The 25,472-nt window shown below is 67.4% G+C and carries 25 protein-coding genes; 14 read left to right on the forward strand and 11 right to left on the reverse strand.

Annotated elements, in window-relative coordinates:
- Window positions 1-119 precede the first annotated feature (119 nt).
- From AC3WOH_RS21525 to mnmH, 4 genes are all read left to right on the forward strand, one after another.
- On the forward strand, window positions 120-3,566 hold the full coding sequence (locus AC3WOH_RS21525; RefSeq protein ID WP_492231367.1) for a hypothetical protein: 3,447 nt from the start codon (window positions 120-122) through the stop codon (window positions 3,564-3,566).
- A gap of 261 nt (window positions 3,567-3,827) precedes the next feature.
- Window positions 3,828-4,355, forward strand: a complete 528-nt coding sequence (locus AC3WOH_RS21530) for a GNAT family N-acetyltransferase (protein WP_492231368.1) — start codon at window positions 3,828-3,830, stop codon at window positions 4,353-4,355.
- Between the two features lie 96 nt (window positions 4,356-4,451).
- Window positions 4,452-5,561, forward strand: a complete 1,110-nt coding sequence (selD, locus tag AC3WOH_RS21535; protein WP_492231369.1) for a selenide, water dikinase SelD — start codon at window positions 4,452-4,454, stop codon at window positions 5,559-5,561.
- Complete coding sequence (gene mnmH / locus AC3WOH_RS21540; protein ID WP_492231370.1) at window positions 5,558-6,628, forward strand: tRNA 2-selenouridine(34) synthase MnmH; 1,071 nt, start codon at window positions 5,558-5,560, stop codon at window positions 6,626-6,628. The genes selD and mnmH overlap by 4 nt, the downstream gene beginning before the upstream one ends.
- A gap of 61 nt (window positions 6,629-6,689) precedes the next feature.
- Here the strand turns inward: mnmH and AC3WOH_RS21545 are convergent, their stop codons facing one another.
- Genes AC3WOH_RS21545 through AC3WOH_RS21560 form a run of 4 tightly spaced genes read right to left on the reverse strand, consistent with a single transcriptional unit; the run spans window position 6,690 to window position 9,694 of the window.
- Window positions 6,690-7,877: a vWA domain-containing protein gene (locus tag AC3WOH_RS21545; protein WP_409961780.1), complete on the reverse strand. Its 1,188-nt coding sequence runs from the start codon at window positions 7,875-7,877 to the stop codon at window positions 6,690-6,692.
- A gap of 38 nt (window positions 7,878-7,915) precedes the next feature.
- Window positions 7,916-8,530 (reverse strand): GNAT family N-acetyltransferase, encoded by a 615-nt coding sequence (locus AC3WOH_RS21550; protein WP_492231371.1) that lies wholly within the window; start codon window positions 8,528-8,530, stop codon window positions 7,916-7,918.
- A 5-nt stretch (window positions 8,531-8,535) separates the two neighbouring features.
- Entirely contained in the window at window positions 8,536-8,829 is a 294-nt protein-coding gene (locus AC3WOH_RS21555; protein WP_492231373.1) for a hypothetical protein, read from the reverse strand.
- Window positions 8,830-8,839: 10 nt separating this feature from the next.
- Window positions 8,840-9,694 (reverse strand): AAA family ATPase, encoded by an 855-nt coding sequence (locus AC3WOH_RS21560; RefSeq protein WP_492231375.1) that lies wholly within the window; start codon window positions 9,692-9,694, stop codon window positions 8,840-8,842.
- Window positions 9,695-9,803: 109 nt separating this feature from the next.
- Here AC3WOH_RS21560 and AC3WOH_RS21565 point away from each other — a divergent pair, with 109 nt between their 5' ends.
- A complete protein-coding gene (locus tag AC3WOH_RS21565) occupies window positions 9,804-10,466 on the forward strand; it encodes a c-type cytochrome (RefSeq protein ID WP_492231376.1) in 663 nt (220 codons plus the stop codon).
- A 154-nt stretch (window positions 10,467-10,620) separates the two neighbouring features.
- Here the strand turns inward: AC3WOH_RS21565 and AC3WOH_RS21570 are convergent, their stop codons facing one another.
- From AC3WOH_RS21570 to AC3WOH_RS21580, 3 genes are all read right to left on the reverse strand, one after another.
- A complete protein-coding gene (locus AC3WOH_RS21570; protein WP_492231377.1) occupies window positions 10,621-11,082 on the reverse strand; it encodes a hypothetical protein in 462 nt (153 codons plus the stop codon).
- Window positions 11,083-11,184: 102 nt separating this feature from the next.
- Window positions 11,185-11,619 (reverse strand): DUF1841 family protein, encoded by a 435-nt coding sequence (locus AC3WOH_RS21575; protein WP_492231378.1) that lies wholly within the window; start codon window positions 11,617-11,619, stop codon window positions 11,185-11,187.
- A gap of 102 nt (window positions 11,620-11,721) precedes the next feature.
- A complete protein-coding gene (locus AC3WOH_RS21580; protein WP_492231379.1) occupies window positions 11,722-12,018 on the reverse strand; it encodes a hypothetical protein in 297 nt (98 codons plus the stop codon).
- A gap of 266 nt (window positions 12,019-12,284) precedes the next feature.
- On the opposite strand from AC3WOH_RS21580, the gene AC3WOH_RS21585 reads away from it, so the two are divergent.
- The 3 genes from AC3WOH_RS21585 (at window position 12,285) to AC3WOH_RS21595 (ending at window position 13,270) form a co-directional block, all read left to right on the forward strand.
- Window positions 12,285-12,515: a hypothetical protein gene (locus AC3WOH_RS21585; RefSeq protein ID WP_492231380.1), complete on the forward strand. Its 231-nt coding sequence runs from the start codon at window positions 12,285-12,287 to the stop codon at window positions 12,513-12,515.
- Window positions 12,516-12,663: 148 nt separating this feature from the next.
- A complete protein-coding gene (locus tag AC3WOH_RS21590) occupies window positions 12,664-12,915 on the forward strand; it encodes a hypothetical protein (protein ID WP_492231381.1) in 252 nt (83 codons plus the stop codon).
- Between the two features lie 82 nt (window positions 12,916-12,997).
- Window positions 12,998-13,270: a hypothetical protein gene (locus AC3WOH_RS21595; RefSeq protein ID WP_492231382.1), complete on the forward strand. Its 273-nt coding sequence runs from the start codon at window positions 12,998-13,000 to the stop codon at window positions 13,268-13,270.
- Between the two features lie 133 nt (window positions 13,271-13,403).
- Here the strand turns inward: AC3WOH_RS21595 and AC3WOH_RS21600 are convergent, their stop codons facing one another.
- The 3 genes from AC3WOH_RS21600 to AC3WOH_RS21610 all read right to left on the reverse strand — a co-directional run bounded on the left by AC3WOH_RS21600 (window position 13,404) and on the right by AC3WOH_RS21610 (window position 18,689).
- Window positions 13,404-16,580, reverse strand: a complete 3,177-nt coding sequence (locus AC3WOH_RS21600) for a DUF2135 domain-containing protein (RefSeq protein ID WP_492231383.1) — start codon at window positions 16,578-16,580, stop codon at window positions 13,404-13,406.
- A gap of 111 nt (window positions 16,581-16,691) precedes the next feature.
- The gene (locus tag AC3WOH_RS21605) at window positions 16,692-17,747 is read right to left on the reverse strand and encodes a DMT family transporter (protein WP_492231384.1); all 1,056 of its coding nucleotides are present in this window, start codon (window positions 17,745-17,747) and stop codon (window positions 16,692-16,694) included.
- Between the two features lie 141 nt (window positions 17,748-17,888).
- Window positions 17,889-18,689: an IclR family transcriptional regulator gene (locus AC3WOH_RS21610; protein WP_492231386.1), complete on the reverse strand. Its 801-nt coding sequence runs from the start codon at window positions 18,687-18,689 to the stop codon at window positions 17,889-17,891.
- A 134-nt stretch (window positions 18,690-18,823) separates the two neighbouring features.
- Here AC3WOH_RS21610 and AC3WOH_RS21615 point away from each other — a divergent pair, with 134 nt between their 5' ends.
- From AC3WOH_RS21615 to AC3WOH_RS21640, 6 genes are all read left to right on the forward strand, one after another.
- Complete coding sequence (locus AC3WOH_RS21615) at window positions 18,824-19,525, forward strand: 3-oxoacid CoA-transferase subunit A (protein ID WP_492231387.1); 702 nt, start codon at window positions 18,824-18,826, stop codon at window positions 19,523-19,525.
- Window positions 19,526-19,552: 27 nt separating this feature from the next.
- Window positions 19,553-20,212 (forward strand): 3-oxoacid CoA-transferase subunit B, encoded by a 660-nt coding sequence (locus AC3WOH_RS21620; protein ID WP_492231388.1) that lies wholly within the window; start codon window positions 19,553-19,555, stop codon window positions 20,210-20,212.
- A gap of 48 nt (window positions 20,213-20,260) precedes the next feature.
- Window positions 20,261-21,466 (forward strand): 3-oxoadipyl-CoA thiolase, encoded by a 1,206-nt coding sequence (gene pcaF, locus AC3WOH_RS21625; protein ID WP_492231389.1) that lies wholly within the window; start codon window positions 20,261-20,263, stop codon window positions 21,464-21,466.
- A 38-nt stretch (window positions 21,467-21,504) separates the two neighbouring features.
- On the forward strand, window positions 21,505-22,284 hold the full coding sequence (pcaD, locus tag AC3WOH_RS21630) for a 3-oxoadipate enol-lactonase (protein ID WP_492231390.1): 780 nt from the start codon (window positions 21,505-21,507) through the stop codon (window positions 22,282-22,284).
- Window positions 22,285-22,388: 104 nt separating this feature from the next.
- Complete coding sequence (locus AC3WOH_RS21635; protein WP_492231391.1) at window positions 22,389-23,117, forward strand: SDR family oxidoreductase; 729 nt, start codon at window positions 22,389-22,391, stop codon at window positions 23,115-23,117.
- A gap of 48 nt (window positions 23,118-23,165) precedes the next feature.
- On the forward strand, window positions 23,166-24,158 hold the full coding sequence (locus AC3WOH_RS21640) for a tripartite tricarboxylate transporter substrate binding protein (protein WP_492231392.1): 993 nt from the start codon (window positions 23,166-23,168) through the stop codon (window positions 24,156-24,158).
- Between the two features lie 15 nt (window positions 24,159-24,173).
- Here the strand turns inward: AC3WOH_RS21640 and AC3WOH_RS21645 are convergent, their stop codons facing one another.
- Window positions 24,174-25,442, reverse strand: a complete 1,269-nt coding sequence (locus tag AC3WOH_RS21645; protein WP_492231393.1) for a benzoate/H(+) symporter BenE family transporter — start codon at window positions 25,440-25,442, stop codon at window positions 24,174-24,176.
- Between the last annotated feature and the right edge of the window lie 30 nt (window positions 25,443-25,472).

Consider the following 25,472-nt stretch of genomic DNA (forward strand, 5'->3'; position numbering starts at 1 on the left):
TCTTCAATTCAGACCGCAACGACCGCGCAAGCGGTCGCCCCCATCAGGCTACGAACTTCCAATAGCGAACTGCAAAGTTAGCTGCCTGTTAAGCTCCTCTGGCTTCAATTGGGGGGAGTATGACAAAGCTAGTCGATCAAATGCTAGATGCAGTGCTGCGGGGCCTGTTTGCCATCACTCCGCGACGTTGGCTGGGCTCGCTTTCCTGGCATGTCGAGCAGTTTTTGCGTCCATGGAAGGAGTCTGCTGCTGATCTCCAGAAGAGCACTTGGTTCGAGCGCGTCGTGCTTGGCGCGACCGAAAGCCCATGGAAATTTTTAGTGGTAGCTACCCTCATTTGGACATCCATAGCGGTGTCAGTGGGTGTTTTGGTTGATTACGAATGTCTGCCGCTGATTGAGTGGGAGCAGTCTGACCAGTTGAGCTATTTCGGGACCGCTTGGTCTGTTCAAGCAACTGTTGTTGCACTTGTCTATCCCCTGGTCATCTCGTTTGTGACCTTCCTGCTTCAACGACGGGCAACTGCTCGAGTAGCGCTGACCGCTTACTTATTAGAAACTGGCGCAAAGCTTTCGGTAGCCAGTTCGTTTGCTTTATTGGTCTTGATGACACTCCAGTACTTGGTGTTGCCTTGGATCTCGATACTCAACGTGCAGGCGTTGATGGTTGCCAACATCGCTTGGCTCGCTATTAACCTGTTTCTCACAGCCTGGTTTTTGGCGTGCACCGCGCGATACCTGCAGGATGAACGTCGAGTGCGGACCTTGCAGTGGCTCACGCAGTGCGTCACCCTGCCACGGGAGGTGCAGGCCTATGCAAAGGGCCTGCTGCTGCAAAACGCTCAGAAGCGAGGCTGGGTTCCCGGAGATAGTCTGTCGGAGAACAGTCTCAAACCAAAGGTTTACTTGTTTCCGATGAGCGAAGGGCGCGCGGTTTCGTACCGTTGTTTCTCGGTGCCCAAAGAGCTTCAAGACGTTCATTTCAAGCCTCTCGGTTGGGCCATTAGCCGGTGGACGCTTGCAGCGAAGTCAGTCAGGGATGGCTCTCCGTTGCTCGAACTGCCATGCACGCCAAACGATCCTGCTGAGGAGCATGTGTTGTACCGTGTGCGTGACGCCGAACCGCCAAACAGGTTGGCAGCTCTCGCTATTCGTGCGTCATACCAGTTCGTTCGACCGGAGGTATCGGCTATGCCCTTCACTTCCCTTGAAGTCATGAATGAATTGAGCCAGGAAGCGTCGGCACAGGCCGAACTCCGGCGTGATTCTGGTTTTCGGCAAGCTTTGGATGACCTGGTGGCCGTCCATACAGGTTTGTTGCGCGCGGCCCGAGTTCGTTCGAGTGACGGTTCGCTCGATAGCGTATCCCTCCTCAGCGATCCCTATGGATGGGGCTCTCGTCCCATGCTCCGTGATTGGATGAGTTCGTATCGCCTTGTCGCAGAAGCAGCGGTTGGAGCGCTGGTGGACGACGCCCGCTTTTTCCTGCGAACTGCAGCTCTATCCGGAAGGCTTACACACAGAGCAGGGGAGCAGCCTGAGGGGGTACTAGTGCCGTTGATGCTGCCATCTACGCTGCTGATGTACCACCTGAGCCTTTGGTGGAGCCGCCATGCTGCTACAGAGCCCACCTTGCAGGCTCATGCCCCTCGTCTTCTATCAGCCCCACTGCGCACGGTGTATCGAGAGGCGTTGCAGGAATGGGTCGGATCCTGGGAGTCCATCCACGTCAGTATCGGCAAGGACGTGGAACTGCATGGCTATGAGCTGTGGAGAGCCCATGCCACGCGCGTAAGAGTCTACGCTGCACACCTCGACGAGACGGCCCGAGTGCTATTGTCTGCTGTGGCACGGGGCGATGCCGAGGCTGCGAGACGCTTTGAGGTCTCGTTGATCAAGTGGTGGAGTAGGCGCCAGCATGAATTTAAGTTGGACCACCGTGGACCCGAGCCAGGGTGGACCGAGTTCACTCTGGCGCTCGCCGAGTTGAATTGGGACGAGGCCAAGGTGCGTATTCCGGATCTACCGGAAGGCCCTCAAGCAGAGGATGCCGCCACTAGACTCCTTTCGATAACACTGCAGAGGTACTGGTCTGACGTGTGCATGGTGGTTGCGCTGGTTCTGCTTGAGAGCGCGACTGCTATGGATCAACCAGAAGAGTCGTTGTGCGTCGAAATCGTCGGCGCCCTTCTAAGCGGACAGGGTTATGACGAGGGCGGCACTGTTGATTCTGATCTGCACCACGACGCGGGATCTGCGGCGGCTCAATTGGCTCGCTCTCAATTTTCTGACCGTGCCTATTCCAATCGCCTTGACAAAATTGTGCAAACGTATCGCTCCGATACCCGCGAGACTTGGACCTCTGGCCGCACATACTTGTTGGTCGGCTCCGAAGATGTCGACTCGCTGATTCGCGGACAAGCTATATACCTAGCGGCGTTAGTGGCCGGAAATCATGACCAGCTTCGAGCATTCAAGAGACTGGTGGACGGATGGAGCGAAAACCTCCAACGGCTTGGTCGCGTACAGCGACACTTCGAATCTATCGCAGCTGAACTTCGCAGAGAGGAATTCGGCATGCATTTTGTGATTGTCGAGAAGCTGCGAGCGATCCTTGGCCGCAGCGGGGCGGCAGATGTTGCTGTCGAGGGCGCTGCAACCGTTTGCGGAGAAGCTGCCAATGCCGCATCCACTGCGCACGAAGCGACCATCAATGACGCGCAGCTCGATCCGGCACGTCTGATTGAACTGGCACAACAGGTTCACGCACACGTATTTACCAACGATGAGGGCGCAGCGTTTCCTATCGCCGCGACCAAGGATTTCTTACCTACAGATGATGAGGTTGAAGCCGCTACCCTGAGCTTCGAGAGAGTTTCTAAACTGATCTTTACCAGTCCGCAGCATGAGACATTGGACGACCACCTCGTGCGTTTGTTCAGTGAATACACGGCGCACCGTGCATTCGCTGTTGCCGTGGAAAAACTGCAGCGGAAGCTCGGTATAGAGCCTGTGCGGGATGATCGAGCCGATGCGTTTTACGCTGACCTTAAAGGTAGGATCGCCGCGGTCGTTGCCAAGGGGTGGACGCCGATCATATTGGTTGCCTCAGGCAGACGTGCTGACTATCTGGCGCCATACCGTCTTCCTGAAGATGGTGAGGTCGCTGCTGGCTTCGACATTCGCCCGCCAGATATCCCCGAGCGCGGCCTGCACGCCTTGGTCAACGATGTAAAGGTATATTCGGTTTCAAGGCTGCAAAGCCGCTACTTGGTGCTGCCCGAAGAGTGTGTCAAGACAATGCGATTTCAGCAGCGGCAGGCGGGAACAGCGTTCTCGGTTAAGGCTGATGGGGAGGCTGCGGGGAAGATCAATCTAACTTTTGAGTTCGCATGCGAATTTGTGGTGCCGTCGAATCAGGAAGAGATCACGCAACACGATGACGCTGCACTGACGCCAGAAGATTTGCCGTCGCCGTCCTCACCACTTACCTCGGCAACACCCGAATCGTCTCCTCCAACTCCAGCAACAGTAGATACATCCGGTCCCCCATCAACTGCTGGATGATGCTGATGCGCTGCCGGCATTGCCACGCCCCAGCGGCTCGGTGTTGATCCAAGCGAGCTTGGGGAAGGCGTGGGCCACGCGCTGAATTCATGAGGCACCGGGTTCTTCGTTGTGGCATTCCGCACCGCAGCCTGTCTGTAGAGTCTTGGGAGGGGAGGCCGTACCCATTGAAGAAAACGAGTAGGCTGCCTCGCCCTTGGGCTCCGATAACGTGGGGTTTCCTGTTGTCCGCGGCCCCTCATCTCTTTTGATTCAACCCCCATGCCCATCCGCACCGCCACCCCCGACGACGCAGCCTCCATCGGCGCCATCCGCGTGGCGGCCTGGCAGGCGGCCTACCGTGGCGCCATGCCCGATGTGTACCTCGATGCGCTGGACCCTGGCGCGAATCTGGACGGGCTGCGTGCGGCGCTGGGTGCAGAGCCGCCGCCCTTCACGCTGCGCGTGGTAGACGATGATGTGGAGGGCCAGCCGGTGGCCTTTTCCATCGTGGGCAAGCCGCGGTATGCGGTGGTGGCGAGCCCTTCATCCACCATGGAGCTGTGGGCGCTGAATGTGCACCCCCTGCACTGGCGCAGGGGGGCGGGCCAGCAGTTGGTGCAACAGGCGTTGATGGATGCCCGGGCGCAGCCAGGAGTCGCCTTGGTCGAGCTGTGGTGCCTCCACAGCAACGCGGCCGCGCGGCGGCTGTACGAGGCGTGTGGGTTTCGGGCCAGCGGCGCGGTGCGCACGACCAGCCATCTCACAGGCTATCCGCTGCAGGAGGTGGCGTACCGGGTTGCACTCTGACCCTTGCGGCGGGAAGGCGCGCGCGCATTGCACAGGTTGAGCGCCAGAGCACAGGCGCCACAATAGGCGCAGCAAGCCCGACGCCCCCACTTCCCCATGACGACCACAACTACCCCCGCCCCCATCCGCCTCACCCAGTTCTCCCACGGCGGCGGCTGCGGCTGCAAGATTGCCCCGGGCGTGCTCTCCGAGATCCTGCGCGGCAGCGGGGCGGCGGGCATGCTGTTGCCCCCGGAGTTGCTGGTGGGCATCGAGACGGCCGACGATGCCGCGGTGTACCAGCTCAACGATGAACAGGCGCTCATTGCCACCACCGATTTCTTCATGCCCATCGTGGACGATGCGTTCGATTTTGGGCGCATTGCGGCGACCAATGCCATCAGCGATGTGTATGCCATGGGCGGGCGCCCCATCATGGCGCTGGCCATTGTGGCCATGCCGGTCAACCAGCTGCCGGTGGAGGTGATCGGGCGCGTGCTCGAAGGCGGGCAGTCGGTGTGCCGCGCGGCGGGCATTCCCATTGCCGGGGGCCACACCATCGACTCGGTGGAGCCCATCTACGGCCTGGTGGTGCTGGGCCTGGTGCACCCTGCGCGCGTGCGCCGCAACCGCGATGCGCGCGCCGGCGATGTGCTGGTGCTGGGCAAGCCGCTGGGCGTGGGCGTGCTGTCTGCCGCGCTCAAGAAGGGCCTGCTCGACGATGCCGGCTACGCCTGCCTGGTGGACACCACCACGAGCCTGAACACCCCCGGCATGGCGCTGGCCGAGCTGGACGGCGTGCACGCGCTGACCGATGTGACCGGCTTCGGCATTGCCGGCCACACGCTGGAGATGGCGCGCGGCGCCGGCAACCTGCACGCGGTGCTGGAGTGGCAGCGCCTGCCGCTGTTGCCGGGCGTGCAGGCCTGGGCCGCGCAGGGCACCGTCACCGGCGCATCGCGCCGCAACTGGGAGGGCTATGGCGCCGAGGTGGCGCTGGCCCCGGGCCTGCCCGCGCACGCCCAGGCCCTGCTCACCGACCCGCAGACCAGCGGCGGCCTGCTGGTGAGCTGCGCGCCGCACGCGGTTGATGCGGTGCTGCGCACCTTTCGCGAGCAGGGCTTTGCCGATGCCGCGGTGGTGGGCCGCATGGAAGCGCTGGCCGCGGGCGGCGACGGCGGGCCAGCGGCTGGCCGCCCCGCCACCCGCCTCACGGTGGCGCCATGAAGGAGCCCACGCGCGTGCACGACCGGCACGCCTTCGACACGCTGATCGACGCGCGCAGCCCGGCCGAGTTCGCCATCGACCACGTTCCCGGCGCCATCAACCTGCCGGTGCTGGGCAACGAGGAGCGCCGCATCGTGGGCACCCTGTACAAGCAGGTCGGCGCGTTCGAGGCGCGGCGCGTGGGCGGGGCCATGGTGGCCGCCAACCTGGCGCGCCATCTGCAGGGCCCGCTGGCCGACAAGCCGCCCGGCTGGAAGCCGCTGGTCTACTGCTGGCGCGGCGGCCTGCGCAGCGGCTCCATGACCGCCTGGCTGCGCCTGGTGGGGTGGGACGCACAGCAACTGGCGGGCGGCTACAAGGCCTGGCGGCGCCATGTCATCGACACCATCGACCAGCGCGCGCCCGGCCTGCCCCTGGTGGTGGTGTGCGGCGCCACCGGCAGCGCCAAGACGCGGCTGCTGCACACCCTGGCGGCCCAGGGCCAGCAGGTGCTGGACCTGGAGGGCCTGGCCCGGCACAAGGGCTCGCTGCTCGGTGCGCTGCCGGGGGTGGAGCAGCCTTCGCAAACCGCATTCGAAACCGCCATTGCCAGCGTGCTGGAGCGCGTGGACGCCGCGCGCCCGCTGTATGTGGAGGGCGAAGGCCGCCGCATCGGTCGGCTCACCCTGCCCACGCCGCTGGCCGAGCGCATGCGCGCCAGCCCCTGCATCGAACTGCAGGCCAGCACCGCATCGCGTGTGGAGTACCTGCTGCGCGACTACGCCTACCTGGGCGAGCGCCCGCAGTGGCTGGCGGACCAGCTCGACCCGCTCAAGCCCCTGCACGGCAACGCCACCATTGCCGCCTGGCAGGCCATGGCCCACGCGCGCCAGTTGCCCCAGCTGTTCGAGGCACTGGCCACGCTGCATTACGACCCCTCGTATGCGCGGTCGCAGCGTGCGTACTTCAAGGCCTGGGCAGGCCGGCAGGTGGTGCCGGCCGACGACCTGAGCGCAGAGGGCATCGAGGCGCTGGCGCAGCGGGTGGTTGCGGCATTGCCCCGTGGGGCGGCCGCGGCGCCCGCCTGAGCGCAGGGCGGGCTGGGGGGAGATGGCAGGTGCTAGGGCAGGGCCTGCGCCCCGCCCCCCATCACTTCGACAACAACCGCATCGTCTCTTCCAACCCCTTGAGCGACAGCGGATACATCCGGTTGCCCACCAGCTGCTGGATGATGCTGATGCTTTGCCGGTACTGCCACACGCCCTGGGGCTCGGGGTTGATCCAGGCGAACTTGGGGAAGGCGTGGGTCAGGCGCTGGATCCATTCGGCGCCGGGTTCTTCGTTGTTGTATTCCACGCTGCCGCCGGGCTGCAGGATCTCATACGGGCTCATGGTGGCGTCGCCCACGAAGATCAGCTTGTAGTCCTTGTTGTACTTGCGGATGATGTCCCAGGTGGGGAACTTCTCGGCAAAGCGGCGGCGGTTGTTCTTCCACATGAAGTCGTACACGCAGTTGTGGAAGTAATAAAACTCCAGGTGCTTGAACTCGCCCTTGACGGCGCTGAAGAGTTCTTCCACGCGCTGCACGTGTTCGTCCATGGTGCCGCCCACGTCCATGAGCAGCAGCACCTTCACGTTGTTGTGGCGCTCGGGCACCATCTTGATGTCCAGGTAGCCGGCGTTGGCGGCCGTGCTGCGTATGGTGTCGGGCAGGTCCAGTTCCAGGTCGTTGCCTTCGCGCGCAAACTTGCGCAGGCGGCGCAGCGCGACCTTGATGTTGCGGGTGCCCAGCTCTTGCTGGTCGTCGTAGTCTTTGTAGGCGCGCTGCTCCCACACCTTCACGGCGCTTTTGTTCTTGCCGGCGCCGCCAATGCGCACGCCCTGGGGGTTGTAGCCGCCGTGGCCAAAGGGGCTGGTGCCGCCCGTGCCTATCCACTTGTTGCCGCCCTCGTGGCGTTCTTTCTGCTCTTCGAGGCGCTTCTTGAGCGTCTCCATCAGCTCGTCCCAGCCCATCTTTTCGATGGCGGCCTTTTGTTCGGGCGTCAGCTCGTTTTCCAGAATCTTGCGCAGCCAGTCGGCGGGCACTTCCTTGGTGAAGTCGGCCAGCATTTCCACGCCCTTGAAGTAGGCGCCAAAGGCCCGGTCGAACTTGTCGTAGTGCTTCTCGTCCTTCACCAGGGTCAGGCGCGAGAGGTTGTAAAAATCGTCCAGGCTCCACGCGTCGTCCGACCGGGGGCCCACCACGCCGGCGTCCAGCGCTTCGAGCAGGGTGAGGTATTCCTTGACCGACACGGGCAGCTTGGCCGCGCGCAGGGTGTAGAAGAAGTCGATGAGCATGGTGGGGTGCCTCCTCGGTCAGGCAGGGTCAGGCTGGGTCAGGCCGTCTCGCGGCGTGCGCGCAGGTACATGAGCTGGGCGCGGGCCTCGGCCCATTCGCCGGCGCGCATGCTGTACATCACGGTGTCGCGGATGGTGCCGTCGCGGCGCAGGGCGTGGCCGCGGATCACGCCGTCCTTGTGTGCGCCCAGGCGCTCGATGGCGCGCTGCGATGCGAAGTTGTAGTTGTCGGTGCGCCAGCCCACCACGTTGCAGCCCAGGGTGTCGAAGGCGTGGCCCAGCAGCAGCAATTTGCAGGTGGTGTTCACATGGCTGCGCTGCGCGCTCTGGCGGTACCAGGTGTAGCCAATCTCCACGCGCTTCACGGCCGGCAGGATGTCGTGGTAGCTGCTGGTGCCCAGCACGGTGCCGGTGGCCTCGTCGATCACGGCAAAGGCAAAGCGGTCGCGTGTGGCCAGCGCCGTTTCGATGTAGGCGCGCGTGGCCTGGGGCTCGGGCACCGAGGTCACGCGCAGCTTCCACAGTTCACCGTCGGCCGCGGCGGCCTTCAGGCCCTCTTCATGGCCCAGGGCCAGGGGCTCCAGGCGCAGGCCGTGGTCGCGCAGGGTGACGGCTTGCACGAAGGGGGCGGGCTGGGGGCTGCTGCTGCTCATGGCGGTTATTTCTTCTTCTTGGCGGGCGGTTGCTGCGGGGGCTGCTGTTGCGCTTGTTCAGCCAGCAGCTTCTGGCGCCGCTGCTGTTGCCAGCGCCGAGCGGCGTGCAGGCCCAGGCCGCCGCCCAGGCCCACCAGGGCAATGCCGAGCAGGGCCTTGGTGCCGTAGCCCGGGGCAAAGATGTCGAAGCCCGCGAGCTGGCCCAGCCAGAAGCCGGCCAGCGCGCCGCCGACAAAGCCGATGGCGTCGGCCACGCCGTCGATGAGCGAGGGGGTGGTGGGCGGGGTGGGCTGGCTCATGGCGGCCCGTTCAACGGTTCCTTTGGTTCATGAACACCAGTTTTTCGAACAGGCTCACGTCCTGCTCGTTCTTGAGCAGCGCGCCCACCAGCGGGGGCACGGCCACCTTGTTGTCGGCGCTTTGCAGGGCGCTGAGCGGAATGTCCTCGGCCACCAGCAGCTTGAGCCAGTCGAGCAGTTCGCTGGTGGAGGGCTTCTTCTTGAGGCCCGGCAGGTTGCGCACGTCGTAGAAGGTCTTCATCGCCACGCTGAGCAAGTCGCCCTTGAGCGTGGGGAAGTGCACGCCAATGATCTGGCGCATGGTGTCGGCTTCAGGGAACTTGATGAAGTGGAAGAAGCAGCGGCGCAAGAAGGCGTCGGGCAGTTCCTTCTCGTTGTTGGAGGTGATGAACACCAGCGGCCGGTGCTTGGCGCGGATGAGCTCGCGCGTTTCGTAGCAGTAGAACTCCATGCGGTCGATTTCGCGCAGCAGGTCGTTCGGGAATTCGATGTCGGCCTTGTCGATCTCGTCGATGAGCAGGGCCACGGGGCGGTCGGCCGTGAAGGCCTGCCACAGCACGCCCTGCACGATGTAGTTGCGGATGTCCTTCACGCGCTCGGCGCTGTCGCCGTCGTTCAACTGGCTGTCGCGCAGGCGGCTCACGGCGTCGTACTCGTACAGGCCCTGCTGGGCCTTGGTGGTGGACTTGATGTGCCACTGCAGGAGCGGCATGTCCAGCGCCTTCGCCACCTCTTCGGCCAGCATGGTCTTGCCGGTGCCCGGCTCGCCCTTGATGAGCAGCGGGCGCTGCAGGGTGATGGCGGCATTCACGGCCAGCATCAGGTCTTGGGTGGCAACGTAATTCTGGGAACCTTGGAATTTCATGGCAGGGAAAACACCGGATCGTTGATGAATGGGCTTGACAGGCGCTGGCTATAATCCGCGGGTTAAGCAGAGCCGTTGAGTTGAACTTCCACGAGATTGTGCGCGCAAAATGAACAAGACGTTGACCACGATATTTGCCCTGGCTGTCGCTTCCGTGACGGCTCTGTCCCACGCCCAGGAGACCAAGGGCGATGTGAAGGCAGGTGAAAAGAAGATCGCCATGTGCATCGGCTGCCATGGCATTGTTGGCTACCAGGCCAGCTTTCCTGAAATTCACAAGGTGCCCATGATCTCGGGCCAAAGCGGCGCCTATATCGCCTCCGCACTCGACGCTTACCGCAAGGGCGACCGCAAGCACCCCACCATGCGCGGCATTGCCGACTCGCTGACCGACCAGGACATCGCCGACGTGGCCGCCTACTACGCCCAGCACGGCAAGACCGACAAGCAACTGCCCGCCAGGCCCACGCGCGAGCCCAGCGCCCAGGTGGCCGAGCTGCTCAAGAAGGGCGCCTGCGTTTCGTGCCACGGCGACAACTTCGCCAAGCCCATCGACCCCTCGTACCCCCACATCGCAGGCCAGCACGCAGACTACCTGTTCGTGGCGCTCAAGTCGTACAAGGCCGAGAAGAACGCCAACGTGGGCCGCAGCAACGCCGTCATGGGCGGCGTGGCCAAGCAGTTCACCAACGCCGAGCTCAAGGCCCTGGCCAACTACCTGAGCAGCCTGGAAGGCGACATGCACACGGTGCCGCAATCGCGCTTCCGCTGATTGGGCTGCAAAGCGCCCCACAAGATAATAAAAAAAGCCCGCAACCGCGGGCTTTTTGCATGGGGGGCCGTTTCAGAAGGGGGCGCCCTGGTGCCACAAGCAAGCGCCGCCCGGCCCGGCCCATGGCATAGGGCGCGCCGGTCTCGTCTGTCTATCAGCGCCCGCGAAAATCCCGCCATTGCACGCGGGTGAACCAGGCGCACACAGCGCCGAGCACCGCGTAGAAGGCCAACAGGCCCCAATCCACCGCGGGGAACTTCCAGGCATAGCTGATCACGGCGGACACGCTGATGGCACACAGCAGGCCGCTGAGCAGCGCCAGCAGCAAGGCCAGCACCCGCTGCACGCCGGACTTGGCGTTCTCCAGGGTGACTTGGGTCTGCTGCCATGCCTCTGCCGCATCTTGCAGCGGGCTGGCTGCGGCCTGCGCGGCCAGCGCCTGCGCCACGTTGCCTTGCTCCGCCAGGGCGGCAAAGTCGCCCTGCCGGGGGCGTGCCGCGCGTTTGCGCCACCACAGGCCCCCAAAAACCAGGGCAATGATCGCGACGATGAGGCCGGCATACAGCAACTGGTCTTGCCATGGGACCGTGGATGCATGGAACAGGTAGTGGAGCATGGGGGGGTGCAGGTCCCGCAGCGGGGTCTCCAAAAATGGCCGTTGGCGATGGTGCCGCTGGTGTTGCTGGTGCCGCGTTTGCCGCTGGTGCCGTGCCTCAGCTCAATCGCGCGTGGCGCGGCGCTGCACGGCGGCGATGTAGGCGTCGCCATCGGGCGGGCGGCCCGAGCGCTGGCTCTCCCACAGCATCTGGCCCAGGCACTCCATGGTGGCGTGGTGGGCGTCGTGCAGCGAATCGAGGCGCTTGGCCAGCAGCTCCACCGCCTGGCGAATGCCGCGCGGCTGGTCGATGCTGCACTGCTCGCTGATCGACAGGTGCATCGACAGGTGCAAAAACGGGTTGGTGCGGTCGGGCGTCTCGTCGTAGTTGCGGGCCACGGCGGCCTCGGCATCGGAGAAATCGGCGTGGTACTCGGGGTGCTCGGCGATCCACAGGCTGGCCAGGGTCTCGATGGCCTCCATGGGTGCACCGGCCTGTGACTTGGCGTGCACCCCGCAGAGAAAGCGGCGCACGTCGGCTTGGGACGGGTTGAACATGATGGCCCGCAGGGTAGCACGCAGCGCGTGCCGGGGTGGGGCGCGGGGGTATGTATGCAGGGGAGCGCCGCCAGGGCTGTACAGGGCGGCTTGCCTGCCTGCCTACCGCGCCTTGAACCGGCCTGGTTCGCACCAGAAACGGGTCTTCACGCCCGGCTGGCCCTCGAACAGCTCGGCCACGTTGTGGCAGTTGGCCTGGTTGTAGGCCCGGCCATCGGCCGCATCGAAGGTGGCGACATGCATGCGCAAGGTGCCGTTGACGGCACTGTTGCGGTACAGGGTGAACACCACGGCGTTGTCATCCGTGGCGGCAGTGGTGGTGGTTGCCGTGATGGCCGCGCAGCACGCAAAAAAGAGTACCGCGAGGCCCGGCGAGCGGGGGCCTGGAAGGGACGTCATCGGCCCAATCTAGCAGCCTGGCGTGACAAGTGGTAGCGCCAAATTACCAGCGCCAGGCACGCGGTTTTTGGGGGCGCCGGGGTGCCCACGCACGGGTGTGGGTGCGGGCGCGCTGGCGAATTTGCTGCACAGGGCGGTGCGAATCCGTCCTACGGAAGTGCCCCGGGGCCGAACCTACATTGGAGCCGCGGGGGATGCACACAGTTGGTCACCCCGCGCTACATCCCAAGACAAGACAAACCAACCAAACCACCAAGGAAACTGCCATGAACTCGAACAACGCAATGCGCATCATCGGGGCCCTGCTGCTGGTGGCCGGCCTGGCCGGCTTCTTCACCGGCGGCTTCAGCTTCACCAAGGAAACCACCCAGGCCAAGCTCGGCCCGCTGGAGCTCAAGGTGCAGGAGAAAGAGGCCGTCAACGTGCCCCAGTGGCTGAGCGTGGGCGCCATGGCGCTGGGCGCGGTGGTGCTGGTGCTGGGGTTCAAGCGCAGCTGAGGCGTGCCTTCCTCCCCTCATGGGCTTCGTGCCACGCGCCCGCCATCGGCGGGCGCAGCGCTTTTTGCCCCCTCTTTTGCTTCCTTCCCCGTGACCCCCACAATCGCTGGATTGCATTCAACAGGGGTGGGCCGTGGATGGGCTTTTCATGGAAATCATGGTCTGGAAGACCATCGACAATGCATCGGCTGTCCGGTATGCGTGCCTGCGTGACCTGACAAAGGACCAATTTGCCGTTCAGAGCGCGGATTTTTTCCGGCTGCCGCTGGGGGTGAATCCGAACGAGGGATTCGCCAGGCAATTCGCCGAACTCTTCATCGAAGTTCCGCCGCGTGAGCGCTGCGTGTGGTTCGATTCGCTGGAGGAGGCCATAGGGCACCATGAGCGCGGGTTTTCATGAAGCACGGCATTCCCTGGTCCCGCTGCTGGTGCATGGAGGTCGTCGAGCGATGCCCAAGGAAACTGAAGCGAGGGAGGTGCAAATGACCGTTGATTCGAATGACTGGCGCCTGCAAGGACAAGAGAAATACCTGCAAGGCGCCGTGCTCCAGAGGAAGGGGTACCAAGCGTACCGAGCAGACTGGGAGCATGACCACTGCGAGTTTTGTGGTGCGGAGTTCTCGCTCAAGACCCAGGGCGCCCTGCAGGTGGGGTATGCCTCCCTCGATCACTACCGCTGGATTTGCGAAGCGTGCTTTGGCGACTTCAAGGACTTGCTGGGGTGGACGCTTCGGGAGGCTCCGCCCCCCGGTTGATCGCACGGGCAATCACCCAGGCGGGCAGTGCAGCAAGGCGCGGGCAGTGCGCGCCATCGGAGGCATGTGCCCATGGCCAATCGCCGAACGGGGGCTGGCCTTCTGGCGCTGGTGGCATCGCCCCCTGCCGCCCTCACGGCCGCGGCGCTATCGTAAAACTCCCCACCGTCACCACATCCCCCCGGCCCGTGAGCCGCAGCACCACGTCCTGGTCCTTCTGCGCGGGCGTGCCGAAGCCGGTGGACAGGCGCAGCATCAGCGTGGTGGCCGGGGCCACGACCTGCTGGTTGTGGCCGTAGAAGCGGGCGCGCACGGTGTAGGTGCCGGGCTTGGCGTTCTTCAGTGAAAACTCCTCGGGGCCGTAGCCGCCGGTGAAGTCGGCCGACATGCGCCCGCCCTGGTAGGTGAGGCGGTGGCCGAAGTAGGCCTCCTCGCCATTCGGGTCCACCACATACAGGTCGATGTCGGTGTTGTCGGCGTCCCAGGCCAGCACGGCGCGCAGGTCCAGCGGCAGGTTGCGCAGCAGGCGCGGGTCCACGGCGCTGGTGTTCACGGGCTGGCCTGCGGCCTGGGCCTGCGCCGCGATCGTGTTCAGCTCGGCCAGCGCGATCAGCTCCACGCCGGGGAAGCGCCCGGCCCAGGGCTTGGCCACCACCTGCCACAGCTGGTCCACCGCGGCCTGGTGCTGCCCCGCCTTGGCCAGGGCCAGGCCCAGGTCGCGCCAGGACTGCGGCTCGTCAGGGGCCAGCTCCAGCACGCTGCGCAGCACGGGCAGGGCCACGGCGGTGTCGCCCGCCTGCAGCAGGCGGTAGGCCAGGATGCGCAGCACGTGGCGGTTTTCCAGCTCCATCTCGGCCAGGTTCGAGAGCACGCGCCGCGCCAGGGCGCTGTGGCCGCGCTCGTACAGCAGGTCGGCCACGTCGAGGAAGAAGGCCGTGCTGTGGGTGTGCGAGGGGCGCTCGTCGAGGTAGATGGCCTCCATGTCTTGCACCGAGCCGGCCGCGCGCAGGCGGCGCAGGTAGGGCGCGTCGGGCTGCCAGGCGCGCAGCTGGATGGAGGCGGCAGGGGCGGGCAATGCAGACGCAGCCATCGGCGCGGCCTCGGCGGGAGATTCTCGTGCGAGGCCCCTGGAGCCCGTCATTGGGCTTGGTTTTGCTGGGCCCGAGATGCTCAGTATCTTGCCGGATGCGTCCCGAATCGCCGTGCGCGCAGGCGCTGGTGGTGGCGGCACGGCAGACTTGTCCACCACGCCGCCACGCGACTGCTCCTGCAGAGGCTGCTTGGGCGGCATGTCGTCCTTGGGGAAGTCCTTGTCCCACCAGGCCTGCTTCTCGTCGAACTGGCGCGCAATGCGGTCCAGGTGCTGGGCGCGGGTGGCGGCTTCGCGGCCGGCGGTGTCGGTGCGCAGCTGGGCCCAGCGGGCGCGCAGCGCGGGCGGGGGCTCGATGTCGTGGCGCGCGTAGTCCTGCACCGTTTCGAGCACGATGAGCGAGGTCTCGCGGCTGGCGATGCGGAACGCCTGGCCCAGGCGCCGCGCGGCGGCGCGCTGGCGCTCGCCTTCGGCTTCGAGCCGCGCCATGCGCAGCGCGGCCCAGCGGTGGGCGGCCACGCCGGTGGCCAGCTCGGCTGGCGCGTCGGCGGTGGGGGCCTGGATGCGCAGGCTGCGCGTTTCGCTGCGGCCCCCGGGCAGGGGCCACTGCAGCGTGACGATGGCCTCGGGCCCGGTGAAGCGCCCTGCCAGCGCGATGCGGCCCTGCTCGGGCAGGGCCGAGGCCAGCTCCACATCGTCGGCGCCCTCGCTGGCTGCCACCTCCACGCGCGGTGCCTGCCGGGCCAGCGCATCGAGTGCCTGGGTGGTGGACACGGTCAGCAGGTCCAGGTAGTTACCACCGCTGGCCTCGGCCATGCGGCGCAGCGCGGCGGCGTTGCTGCCGGCGCTGGCGGCCAGGGCATAGGTGGGCACGGGCTGCGCGGGCAGGGCGGTGGGGTCTGTGCCCGCGCCCCAGTTGCCCAGGCCGTCGCTGAAGACCAGGGCCATCTGCACGCCCTCGGGCGCGCGCAGTGCGGCGGCCTGGGTGGCGCCGTCGTAGGCCATGCCCTTGAGCCGGTCGCGCAGCGCAGACCAGTTGCCGCCCTGCACGGCAAAGCGTTCGATGGGCCCGGCCACGTCGCGCACGGGCTGCAGCAGCACCTCCACCGTGCCCAGGCGGCGCAGCCAGCCGTCCAGCAGCGCGAACTCGCGTGCATGGTCGCGCGCCGCGCCCGAGCCCGAGGCGTCCCACACCAGGCCCACGCGCTCGGGCCGTGCGCGCTCGGCACTGCGTGCGGCCACGGGCACCTCGGCATAGAAATAACTGGCGCCGTCGAAGCGCTGCGTCGCCACCAGAGGCTGGGGCCTGGAGAACCAGGTGGACGACGGTGCAGGCAGTTCCACGCGCAGCTCCTCGCCCCGGCTGTTCTGCGCGCCCACCAGGGCAATGCGCGTGTCCGCCCCCTCGGCGCGCGCCGGCATGCCCAGCGTGCCCAGCTGGGCCTTCACAGCGCCCGGCGCCATGCCCGCCACGCGCACCGATACATCGAGCCGTGTGGCCGGCGCCTGCAGGCCCAGCGGCAGGCGCCATACCGGTGCGGCGGCATTGGGCAGCACCTCGCTCAGCTCCAGCACCACGCGCCGGCTACCCAACGCGGGCAGCGGGTAGACGCGCAGGCGGTGGTGGTTGCCGCCCACCGATTCGAGCAGCGCCGGGTCCACGCGGGCGCGTGTGATGTCCTCGAAGACCTGGCGGCCTTTGGCCTTCTCGACCGGCACCGCAGGGCGCAGCTCGCCGTCGATGTCGAGCGCAAAGCCCGTCACGCTCTGCCCCTCGGCCAGGGGGAACTGCAGCTGCGCTTCGAGCACGCGCGCATTGGGGTTGAACAGCTCCAGCTCGATGCGCGTGGCCGCCGTGCGCCCGACGATGGTGGCCTGCACGTCCAGGCGGCGCAGCTCGATGGGCGTGGCCGCCCCGCGCACCTGCCAGGTGAGCACGCGCGGAAGCAGTCTCTGCGGTTGCGTATCCGTGGCTTTGACCATCGCATCCACTCTCGCCCGCAATGCCTGTAGGCGCTCCTGCTCTGCCTGTTGTGCTTGCGCCTGTGGCGTCGGCATCACGCGAAAGCGATGCTGTTGCATCTCCTGTTCGGGCTGGGCCTGGGTGGGCGCGGCCAGCGGCAGCAGGGCCAGGGCGCAGAGCAGGCCGAACAGGGTGCGCTGCCCGTTTCGGCGTGGCTGCTGCTGCAGCAGAGGGGCGGGGGCCAGGGAGGTGGTCATGCTCGTCGCTCGCTCAGGGTGGTGCTGGCGGGACGATACGCGGGGCTGGCGGTCCACAAGCGCTTGCGCGGCGAGGCAGGCCGCGTTTGCGTGACATATTGGACGAAACGCTCAGTGCCCGTGCCGGTGGTGGGCGTCCGGCACATGGGCATGGGCGTGGCGCAGCGGTGCATGCACGTGGGGGTGGCTGTGCGGGCCCTGCGGCATCACCGCATGGCTGTGGTCGTGGTGCCCGTCGTCGTGGCGGTGGGCATGCTCGTGCTCCAGGGCCTCGTGCTGGTGTTCGTGGCTGTGCGACTCCATCAGGTGCAGCAGCACGCCCAGCACCATCAGCACGCCGCCCACCACCATGGCCCAACTGCCGCTGCGGTCGCCCAGGCCCATGGCCAGGGCCGCGCCGATGAAGGGCGCAAACGCGAACACCGAGCCCGTGCGCGCGGCGCCAAAGGCCCGCTGGGCCAGCAGGTAAAAGCGCAGGCTCAGCCCATACCCGGTGGCGCCCACCGCCAGCAGTGCCAGCGCCGCGGCGACAGAGGGCAGCGGATCCCTGGACACGAACGCCAGGACAGCGGTCGCGCTCGCCCCCAGCAAGGCCTTGCCCAGCACCACCTGGCCCGGGTCGCGCTCGGCCAGCGCGCGCGAGAGCGTGTTGTCCGCACCCCAGGCCGCCGTGGCCAGCAGCACGGCCAGCAGGCCCAGCAGCTGGCTGCCACCGGCCTGGCCCTGGTCCAGCACCAGCGCGATGCCCCCGGCCAGCAGCAGGAGCATGGCGGCCCAGACGCGGCGGTCCATGGTCTCCTGGTACAGCAGGCGCGCGAGCAGGGCGGTGAACAGCGCCTCCAGCGTCAGCATCAGCGAGGCGCCGGTGCCGCTGGTGTGCTGCAGCCCCCAGGCCATGGCCACGGGGCCCAGCACCGCGCCAAAAGCGGCCATGGACAGCAGCCGGGGCAGGTCGCTGCGCTGCAGGCGCGCCTCGCGCTCGACCCGCTGGCGCGACACCGCGCCCACCGCCGCGGCGCCCGCATACAGCAGGGCCGCAGTGGTGAACGCGCCCAGCCCGGCGCCAAAGTGCTGCACCAGCGGCATGCTCACGCCGAACAGCGCGGCCGCCAGCAAGGCCAGCAGGCCGCCGCGCAGCGAAGGCCAATGCAGGTGGGCGTGGTTCATGGGCGGCTCACTTCACCGCGAAGCGCACGGCCGTGGGCTTTCGCAGAGGCCGTCGGCGTGGCGGCAGCGGCGCTGGTCTGCGGGCGTTGCGGGTAGTGGTGCTGCCCGGTCATGGGATGTTCCTTGGGTGGGCGCGGCCGGTCAGCCGCGCGGCGCCCCCATCATGCGCGAGATCAGCTGGGCTGCCTTGAGCAGCGCGGGCAGCATGGTCTCCTGCATCACCTCGGCACTGGTGCGGTTGGCCTGGCCGCTGATGTTGAGCGCGGCCACGGTCTGGCCCGTGCGGTTGGTGAGCGGGGCGGCAATGGAGATCAGGCCCTCCTCCAGCTCCTGGTTCACCAGGCACCAACCCTGCTGGCGCGCCTGGCGGATGCGGGCGAGCAGGGTGGGCACGTCGGTGGCGGTGTGCTCGGTCCAGCGCTGCAGGGTGTGGGCTTCGAGGCGCTGCTGCAGTTCCTCGTCGGGCAGGGCGGCCAGCAGCACGCGGCCCATCGACGTCCAGCACGCGGGCAGGCGCGAGCCCACGCCCAGGTTGGTGCGCATGATCTTGTGCGTGGGAACGCGCAGCACGTAGACGATATCGAGGCCGTCGAGCACGGCGGCCGATGAGGACTCGCGCACCTCTTCCACCAGGTCTTCCATCACCGGCTCGGCCAGGTTCCAGATGGGCAGCGACGACAGGTAGGCAAAGCCCAGGTCCAGGATGCGCGGCGTGAGGCGGAACTGCCGGCCATCGGTCTCCACATAACCGAGCGTCTGCAGCGTGAGCAGGATGCGGCGCGCGCCGGCGCGCGTGAGGCCGGTCTGCGCGGCCACCTCGCTCAAGGTCTGCTGCGGCGCGCTGGCGCTGAACGAGCGGATCACCTCCAGCCCGCGCGCAAAGGATTGCACGTAGCTGTCGCTGGGTTTGGGGTCTTTGGCGGGCGCGATTTGGGTGTTCATGGAGAGGGTGACTATAATTCTTTCAGCGAACATTTGTTCTATATGCGAACAAATGCAGGCACATTTCCAAGGCGAAGTTGCGGGCGCGAGACAACGAACGCGCAGCTTGCCTCCATTCTCAGGAAAGCAGATCGATGATCAACAAGATTGCGGACTCGGTGGCCCAGGCGCTGGCCGGGGTGAAGGATGGCGCCACGGTGCTGATCGGCGGCTTCGGCACGGCGGGCATTCCCGGCGAGCTGATCGATGGGCTCATCGCCCAGGGCGCGCGCGACCTCACGGTGGTCAACAACAACGCCGGCAATGCCGACCACGGCCTGGCCGCGCTGCTCAAGGCCGGGCAGGTGCGCAAGATCATCTGCAGCTTTCCGCGCCAGGTGGACAGCTACGTGTTCGACGAGCTCTACCGCAGCGGCAAGCTGGAGCTGGAGCTGGTGCCCCAGGGTAACCTGGCCGAGCGCCTGCGCGCCGCGGGTGCCGGAATTGGCGCCTTCTTCTGCCCCACGGCCTACGGCACCGAGCTGGCCGCGGGCAAGGAGACGCGCGAGATCAACGGCAAGCACTACGTGCTGGAGTACCCCATCCACGGCGACGTGGCCCTCATCAAGGCCGACAAGGGCGACCGCTGGGGCAACCTCACCTACCGCATGTCGGCGCGCAACTTCGGCCCCGTGATGGCCACCGCCGCCAAGACCACCATCGCCACGGTGCATGAGGTGGTGGAGCTGGGCGCGCTGGACCCCGAGGCCATCGTCACGCCGGGCATCCACGTGACGCATGTCGTCCGCATCGACCGGGTCGCCACCCAGGCCGGCGGCATCAAGAAATCGGCTTAACGAGCAGCGGACCGAGTGCACACCACCATGACCACTTCCACCAGCTACCAAAAACGAAGCAAGGACGACCTGGCCCGCCGCGTGGCGCAGGACATCCACGACGGCGCCTACGTGAACCTGGGCATCGGCCAGCCGACGCTGGTTGCCAACCACATCCCCGCGGGGCGCGAAGTCATCCTGCAAAGCGAGAACGGCATCCTGGGCATGGGCCCGGCACCGGCCGCGGGCAATGAGGACTATGACCTCATCAACGCCGGCAAGCAGCCCGTGACGCTGCTGCCCGGCGGCGCCTACTTCCACCACGCCGACAGCTTTGCCATGATGCGCGGCGGCCACCTCGACATCTGCGTGCTGGGCGCCTTCCAGGTGTCGGCCACGGGCGACCTGGCCAACTGGAGCACGGGCGAGCCCGGCGCCATACCCGCCGTGGGCGGCGCCATGGACCTGGCCATCGGCGCCAAGCAGACCTGGGTGATGATGGACCTCTTGACCAAGCAGGGCGCCAGCAAGGTGGTGGCGCAGTGCAGCTACCCGCTCACCGGTGTCGCCTGCGTCAAGCGCATCTACACCGATCTGTGCACACTGGCATGCACGCCAGCAGGGCTGCAGGTCATCGACACGGTGGACGGGCTCACGCATGCCGAGCTCGAACGCCTGGTGGGACTGCCCCTGCTCGCTGCCGCCTGATCGCCTTTTTCATCACCGCTTTCATAAACCCCTCAGGAGACAAGAACCATGAGCCAGCAAGCCTTCATCTGCGACGCCATCCGCACCCCCTTCGGGCGCTACGGCGGCGCGCTTTCCAGCGTGCGCACCGATGACCTGGGCGCCATTCCCCTCAAGGCGCTGATGGCGCGCAACCCCGGTGTGGACTGGGCGGCGGTGACCGACGTGCTGTACGGCTGCGCCAACCAGGCCGGCGAAGACAACCGCAACGTGGCGCACATGGCGAGCCTGCTGGCGGGCCTGCCCATCGAGGTGCCCGGCGCCACCATCAACCGCCTGTGCGGTTCGGGGCTCGACGCCGTGGGCTCGGCCGCGCGCGCCATCAAGGCCGGCGAGGCGGGCCTGATGATCGCCGGCGGCGTGGAGAGCATGAGCCGCGCCCCCTTCGTGATGCCCAAGGCCGAGACGGCCTTCAGCCGCAACAACGCGGTGTACGACACCACCATTGGCTGGCGCTTCATCAACAAGCTGATGAAGGAAAAGTACGGCGTGGACTCCATGCCCGAGACGGCCGAGAACGTGGCCGTGGAGTTCGGCATCGAGCGCGAGGCGCAGGACCGCATGGCCCTGGCCAGCCAGCTCAACGCCGTGGCCGCGCAAAAGGCCGGCCACCTGGCGCGCGAGATCACGCCCGTGACCATCCCCCAGAAAAAGGGCGATGCCATCGTGGTCGACAAGGACGAGCACCCGCGCGAAACCAGCCTGGAAGCGCTGGCCAAGCTCAAGGGCGTGGTGCGGCCTGACGGCAGCGTGACGGCCGGCAACGCCAGCGGCGTGAACGACGGCGCCTGCGCCCTGCTGCTGGCCGACGAGGCCAGCGCCGGCAAGTACGGCCTGACGCCGCGCGCCCGCGTGGTGGGCATGGCCACGGCCGGCGTGGCGCCGCGCATCATGGGCTTTGGCCCCACGCCCGCCACCTTGAAGGTGCTGGCCCAGACCGGCCTGACCATTGGCCAGATGGACGTGATCGAGCTCAACGAAGCCTTTGCCGCACAGGGCCTGGCCGTGCTGCGCGCCCTGGGCCTGAAGGACGACGACGCCCGCGTGAACGCCTGGGGCGGCGCCATTGCCCTGGGCCACCCGCTGGGTGCCAGCGGCGCGCGCCTGGCCACCACGGCCGTGAACCGCCTGCACGCCACCGGCGGCCGCTACGCGCTGTGCACCATGTGCATCGGCGTGGGCCAGGGCATCGCCGTCGTTCTCGAGCGCGTCTGACGCCAGGAGCCCAGGCCGTGCCCCTGTCCACCACCACCATGTTGCAGACCCCCGCCGGGGCCTTTCGCGTCGCCATCGACGGCCCCGAGGGCGCGCCCGTGCTGGTGCTCTCCAACTCCCTGGGCACCACCCTGGAGATGTGGGACGCGCAGGCCGCGCGCCTGTCTACCCGCCACCGCGTGCTGCGCTACGACACGCGCGGCCATGGCGGCAGCGTGGTGGCGCCTGGCCCGTACACATTCGAGCAACTGGGCGGCGATGTGCTGGCCCTGCTCGACGCGCTGCACATCGAGCGCGCGAGCTTCTGCGGCATCTCCATGGGCGGCTTCACCGGCCTGTGGCTGGGCGTGCACGCCGGCCACCGCCTGAACCACCTGGTGGTGGCCAACAGCGCCGCCAGGATCGGCACCGAAGACGGCTGGCGCACGCGCGCCGCGATGGTGCGCGAGAAGGGCGCCGCCGCCATGGCCGAGCTGGCCGCATCGTCGCCGGGCCGCTGGTTCACCGAAGGCTTTGTGGCCGCGCAGCCGGACCTGGTGCGCCGCGCCCAGGGCTGGATCGCCGGCATCGCCCCCGAGGGCTACGCCGCCTGCTGCAACGCGCTGGCCCAGGCCGACCTGCGCAGCGATATTGGGCGCATCACCGTGCCCACCTTGTTGATTGCCGGCGTGGCCGACCCCGTGACCACGGTGGCCGATGCGCGCGCCATGCACGCCGCCATCCCCGGCGCGCAGCTGGTGCAGCTGCCCGCATCGCACCTGTCCAACCTGGAATCCCCGGCCGAATTCGACGCCGCGCTCGCCGCCTTCGTGGCCTGAACAACCACTGAGCCAACCGTCCTTGCCACCGCACCGAAGGGTGCATGTGGCGCCCGCTGGCTGGGCGCAACCCTGGCCACCCCTGAGTTTTTGAAGGAATCCCCATGACCCAGCCCAGTACCTCGCGCCCGCGCGTCCTCATCACCGGCGGCGGCGCCGGCATTGGCGCGGCCACGGCCGAGCGCTGCCGCGCCGACGGCTACGAGCCCGTGGTCATCGACCGCGTGGTGGACCATGTGCCCGGCGGCATCCAGGCCGACCTGTCGAACACCGCCGACACCGCGCGCGCCCTGCTGCAGGCCCTGGCCGGCGGCCCCATCACGCGGCTGGTGAACAACGTGGGCGTGGTGGTGCCGGCCGATGCCGAGCACCAGACGCTGGAAGAGTTCGACCTGGCCGTGGCGCTGAACCTGCGCTGCAGCCTGCAGTGCATGCAGGCCCTGCTGCCCGGCATGAAGGAGGCGGGGTTCGGGCGCATCGTCAACATGTCTTCGCGCGCCGCGCTGGGCAAGGAGCTGCGCACCGCGTATTCGGCCACCAAGGCCGGCCTGATCGGCATGACGCGCGTGTGGGCGCTGGAGCTGGGGCGCCACGGCGTCACGGCCAACGCCATCGGGCCCGGCCCCATCCGCACCGAGCTGTTCGACCGCGCCAACCCTCCCGACGCACCGCGCACGCGCGCCATCATCGAATCGGTGCCCGTCAAGCGCGTGGGCACGCCCGACGATGTGGCGCATGCCGTGTCCTACCTGCTCGATGCACGCAGCGGCTTCGTGACCGGGCAGACCCTCTATGTCTGCGGTGGCATGACCGTAGGCGTGGCCGGCGTCTGACGCTGACTCTTTCTTTCCTCTTTTCGCAACCGCTGTTCAAGGAGACACATGAACGCCACCACCACCACCCGCCGCGCCGCACTGGCAGCCCTCGCCGTTGCCGCCACCGCCGCCATCCCCGCTGGCGCCTTTGCCCAGGCCGCCTACCCCAACAAGCCCGTGACCATCGTCGTGCCGTTTGCGGCCGGCGGCACCACCGACATCCTGGCGCGCATCATCGCGCAGGCCCTCACGGTGGAAATGGGCCAATCGGTCATCGTGGACAACCGCGCCGGCGCGGGCGGCAACATCGGCGGCGCGCTGGCGGCCAAGGCCCCGGCCGACGGCTACACCCTGTTCATGGGCACGGTGGGCACGCACGCCATCAACGCCGCGCTGTACAAGAAGATGCCCTTCGACCCGGTGAAGGACTTCGCGCCGCTCACGCGCGTGGCCAATGTGCCCAACCTGCTGGTGGCCAACCCCGCCCAGCCCTACAAGACCGTGAAGGAACTGATTGCCTACGCCAAGGCCAATCCCGGCAAGGTGAACTTCGGCTCGTCGGGCAACGGCAGCTCCATCCACCTGTCGGGCGAGCTGTTCAAGTCGCTGGCCAAGGTGGACATGGTGCACGTGCCCTACAAGGGCAGCGCCCCGGCCGTGACCGACCTCTTGGGCAACCAGATCGGCATCATGTTCGACAACATGCCCTCGGCCATCCAGCATGTGCGCTCGGGCAAGCTCGTGCCCATCGCCGTGACCACCGCCAAGCGCTCGCCCGAGCTGCCCAACGTGCCCACCATCGCCGAAGCCGGCGTGCCCGGCTACGAGGCGACCTCGTGGTTCGGCATGTTCGCGCCCACGGGCACGCCCGCGCCGGTGCTGGCCAAGCTCAACGGCGCCCTGGTCAAGGTGCTGGGCCAGGCCGAGGTGAAGAAGAAGATCAACGAGCAGGGCGCCGAGACCTACAGCGAAACGCCCGAGCAGTTCGCCGCCTTCATCAAGACGGAAAGCGTGAAGTGGGGCAAGGTCGTTCAAGAGTCGGGCGCTAGCCTGGACTGATCGAAGCCTGGGGGCTCAGGCTGCCACGGCCCGGGGGCGCAACGCCCACCAGGTCAGCAGCCCCAGCGCCAGCCCCCAGCAGGCCGAGCCCAGGCCCAGCAGGCTGGCGTTCGACGCCGTGACCACGAAGGTGACGAGCGCGGCCTCGCGCTCGCTGGGCTCGGCCAGGGCGCCGGCCAGGCCGTTCTGGATGGCGCCCAGCAGCGCCAGCCCGGCCACGGTGCTCACCAGCGCGGCGGGCAGCTGCGCAAACGCGAACGTGATGGCCCCGGCAAAGCTGCCCAGCAGCAGGTAGAACACGCCGCAGGCCACGCCCGCCACCCAGCGCCGCTCGGGCCGGGGGTGGGCCTCTTCCCCGGTGCAGATGGCGGCCGTGATGGCCGCGAGGTTGGTGCCGTGCGCCCCGAACGGCGCCAACAGCAGGCTGGCCAGCCCGGTGCCGCCGATCAGCGCATTGTTGTTGTGGCGGGTGTAGCCCGCTGCGCGCAGCACCGCCACGCCCGGCACCTGCTGCCCGGTGAGGCACAGCAACGCCAGCGGCAGGGCCGTGCCCAGCGCGGCGTTCCATGAAAATTCGGGCGTGGTCCACACCGGCCAGGCAAAGCCCCAGCCGGCGAGGCTGGCGGCGGCGGTGGTGGCAACCGGTGCGGTGGCCTGCCCCCAGCCCAGGCCCTGCCACAGCGCCACGCCCAGCAGCAGGGTGAGCGCAATCGCATAGCGCGCCGAGCGCTGCTTGAACAGCAGGTAGCCCGCGAACATGGCGCCCACCAGCCAGGGCGCGCCCGGCACGGTGCTGCGCGCCGCGCCAAAGGCGTCCATGCCAAAGCGCAGCAGAATGCCCGCCAGCATGGCCGCGCACAGGCTGCGCGGGATGCGCGCCATCAGCCGGTCGAAAACGCCCGTCGCGCCGATCAAGAGCAGCGCCGCGGCGGCCAGCAGGTAGGCGCCGATGACCTGGCTGTAGGGCAGGGCCACCAGGGCGCTGGCCAGCAGCGCCGCGCCCGGCGTGTTCCAGGCGCAGATGACGGGCACGCGCTGGCGCCAGCTCATCCACACCCCGCAGACCCCGGCACCGATGGAAATGGCCCACACCCACGAGGTGAGCTGCGCCGCCGGCATGTGCCCCGCCTGCGCGGCCTGCAGCACCAGCAGCAGCGGGCCGGCGTAGGAGATGAGCACGGCCACCAGGCCGGCCAGCACGGCGGGGAACAGGTCGCGCGCGGTGGCCAGCAGGCGGGCGCTGGCGGGGAGCGCGGGGGCAAAAGAGCTGTGGGGTGTCGTCATGCTGCCCATGGTGCCCGCGCGCCACGCGCC

The organism is Acidovorax sp. FW305-C-20-28, assembly GCF_058783375.1.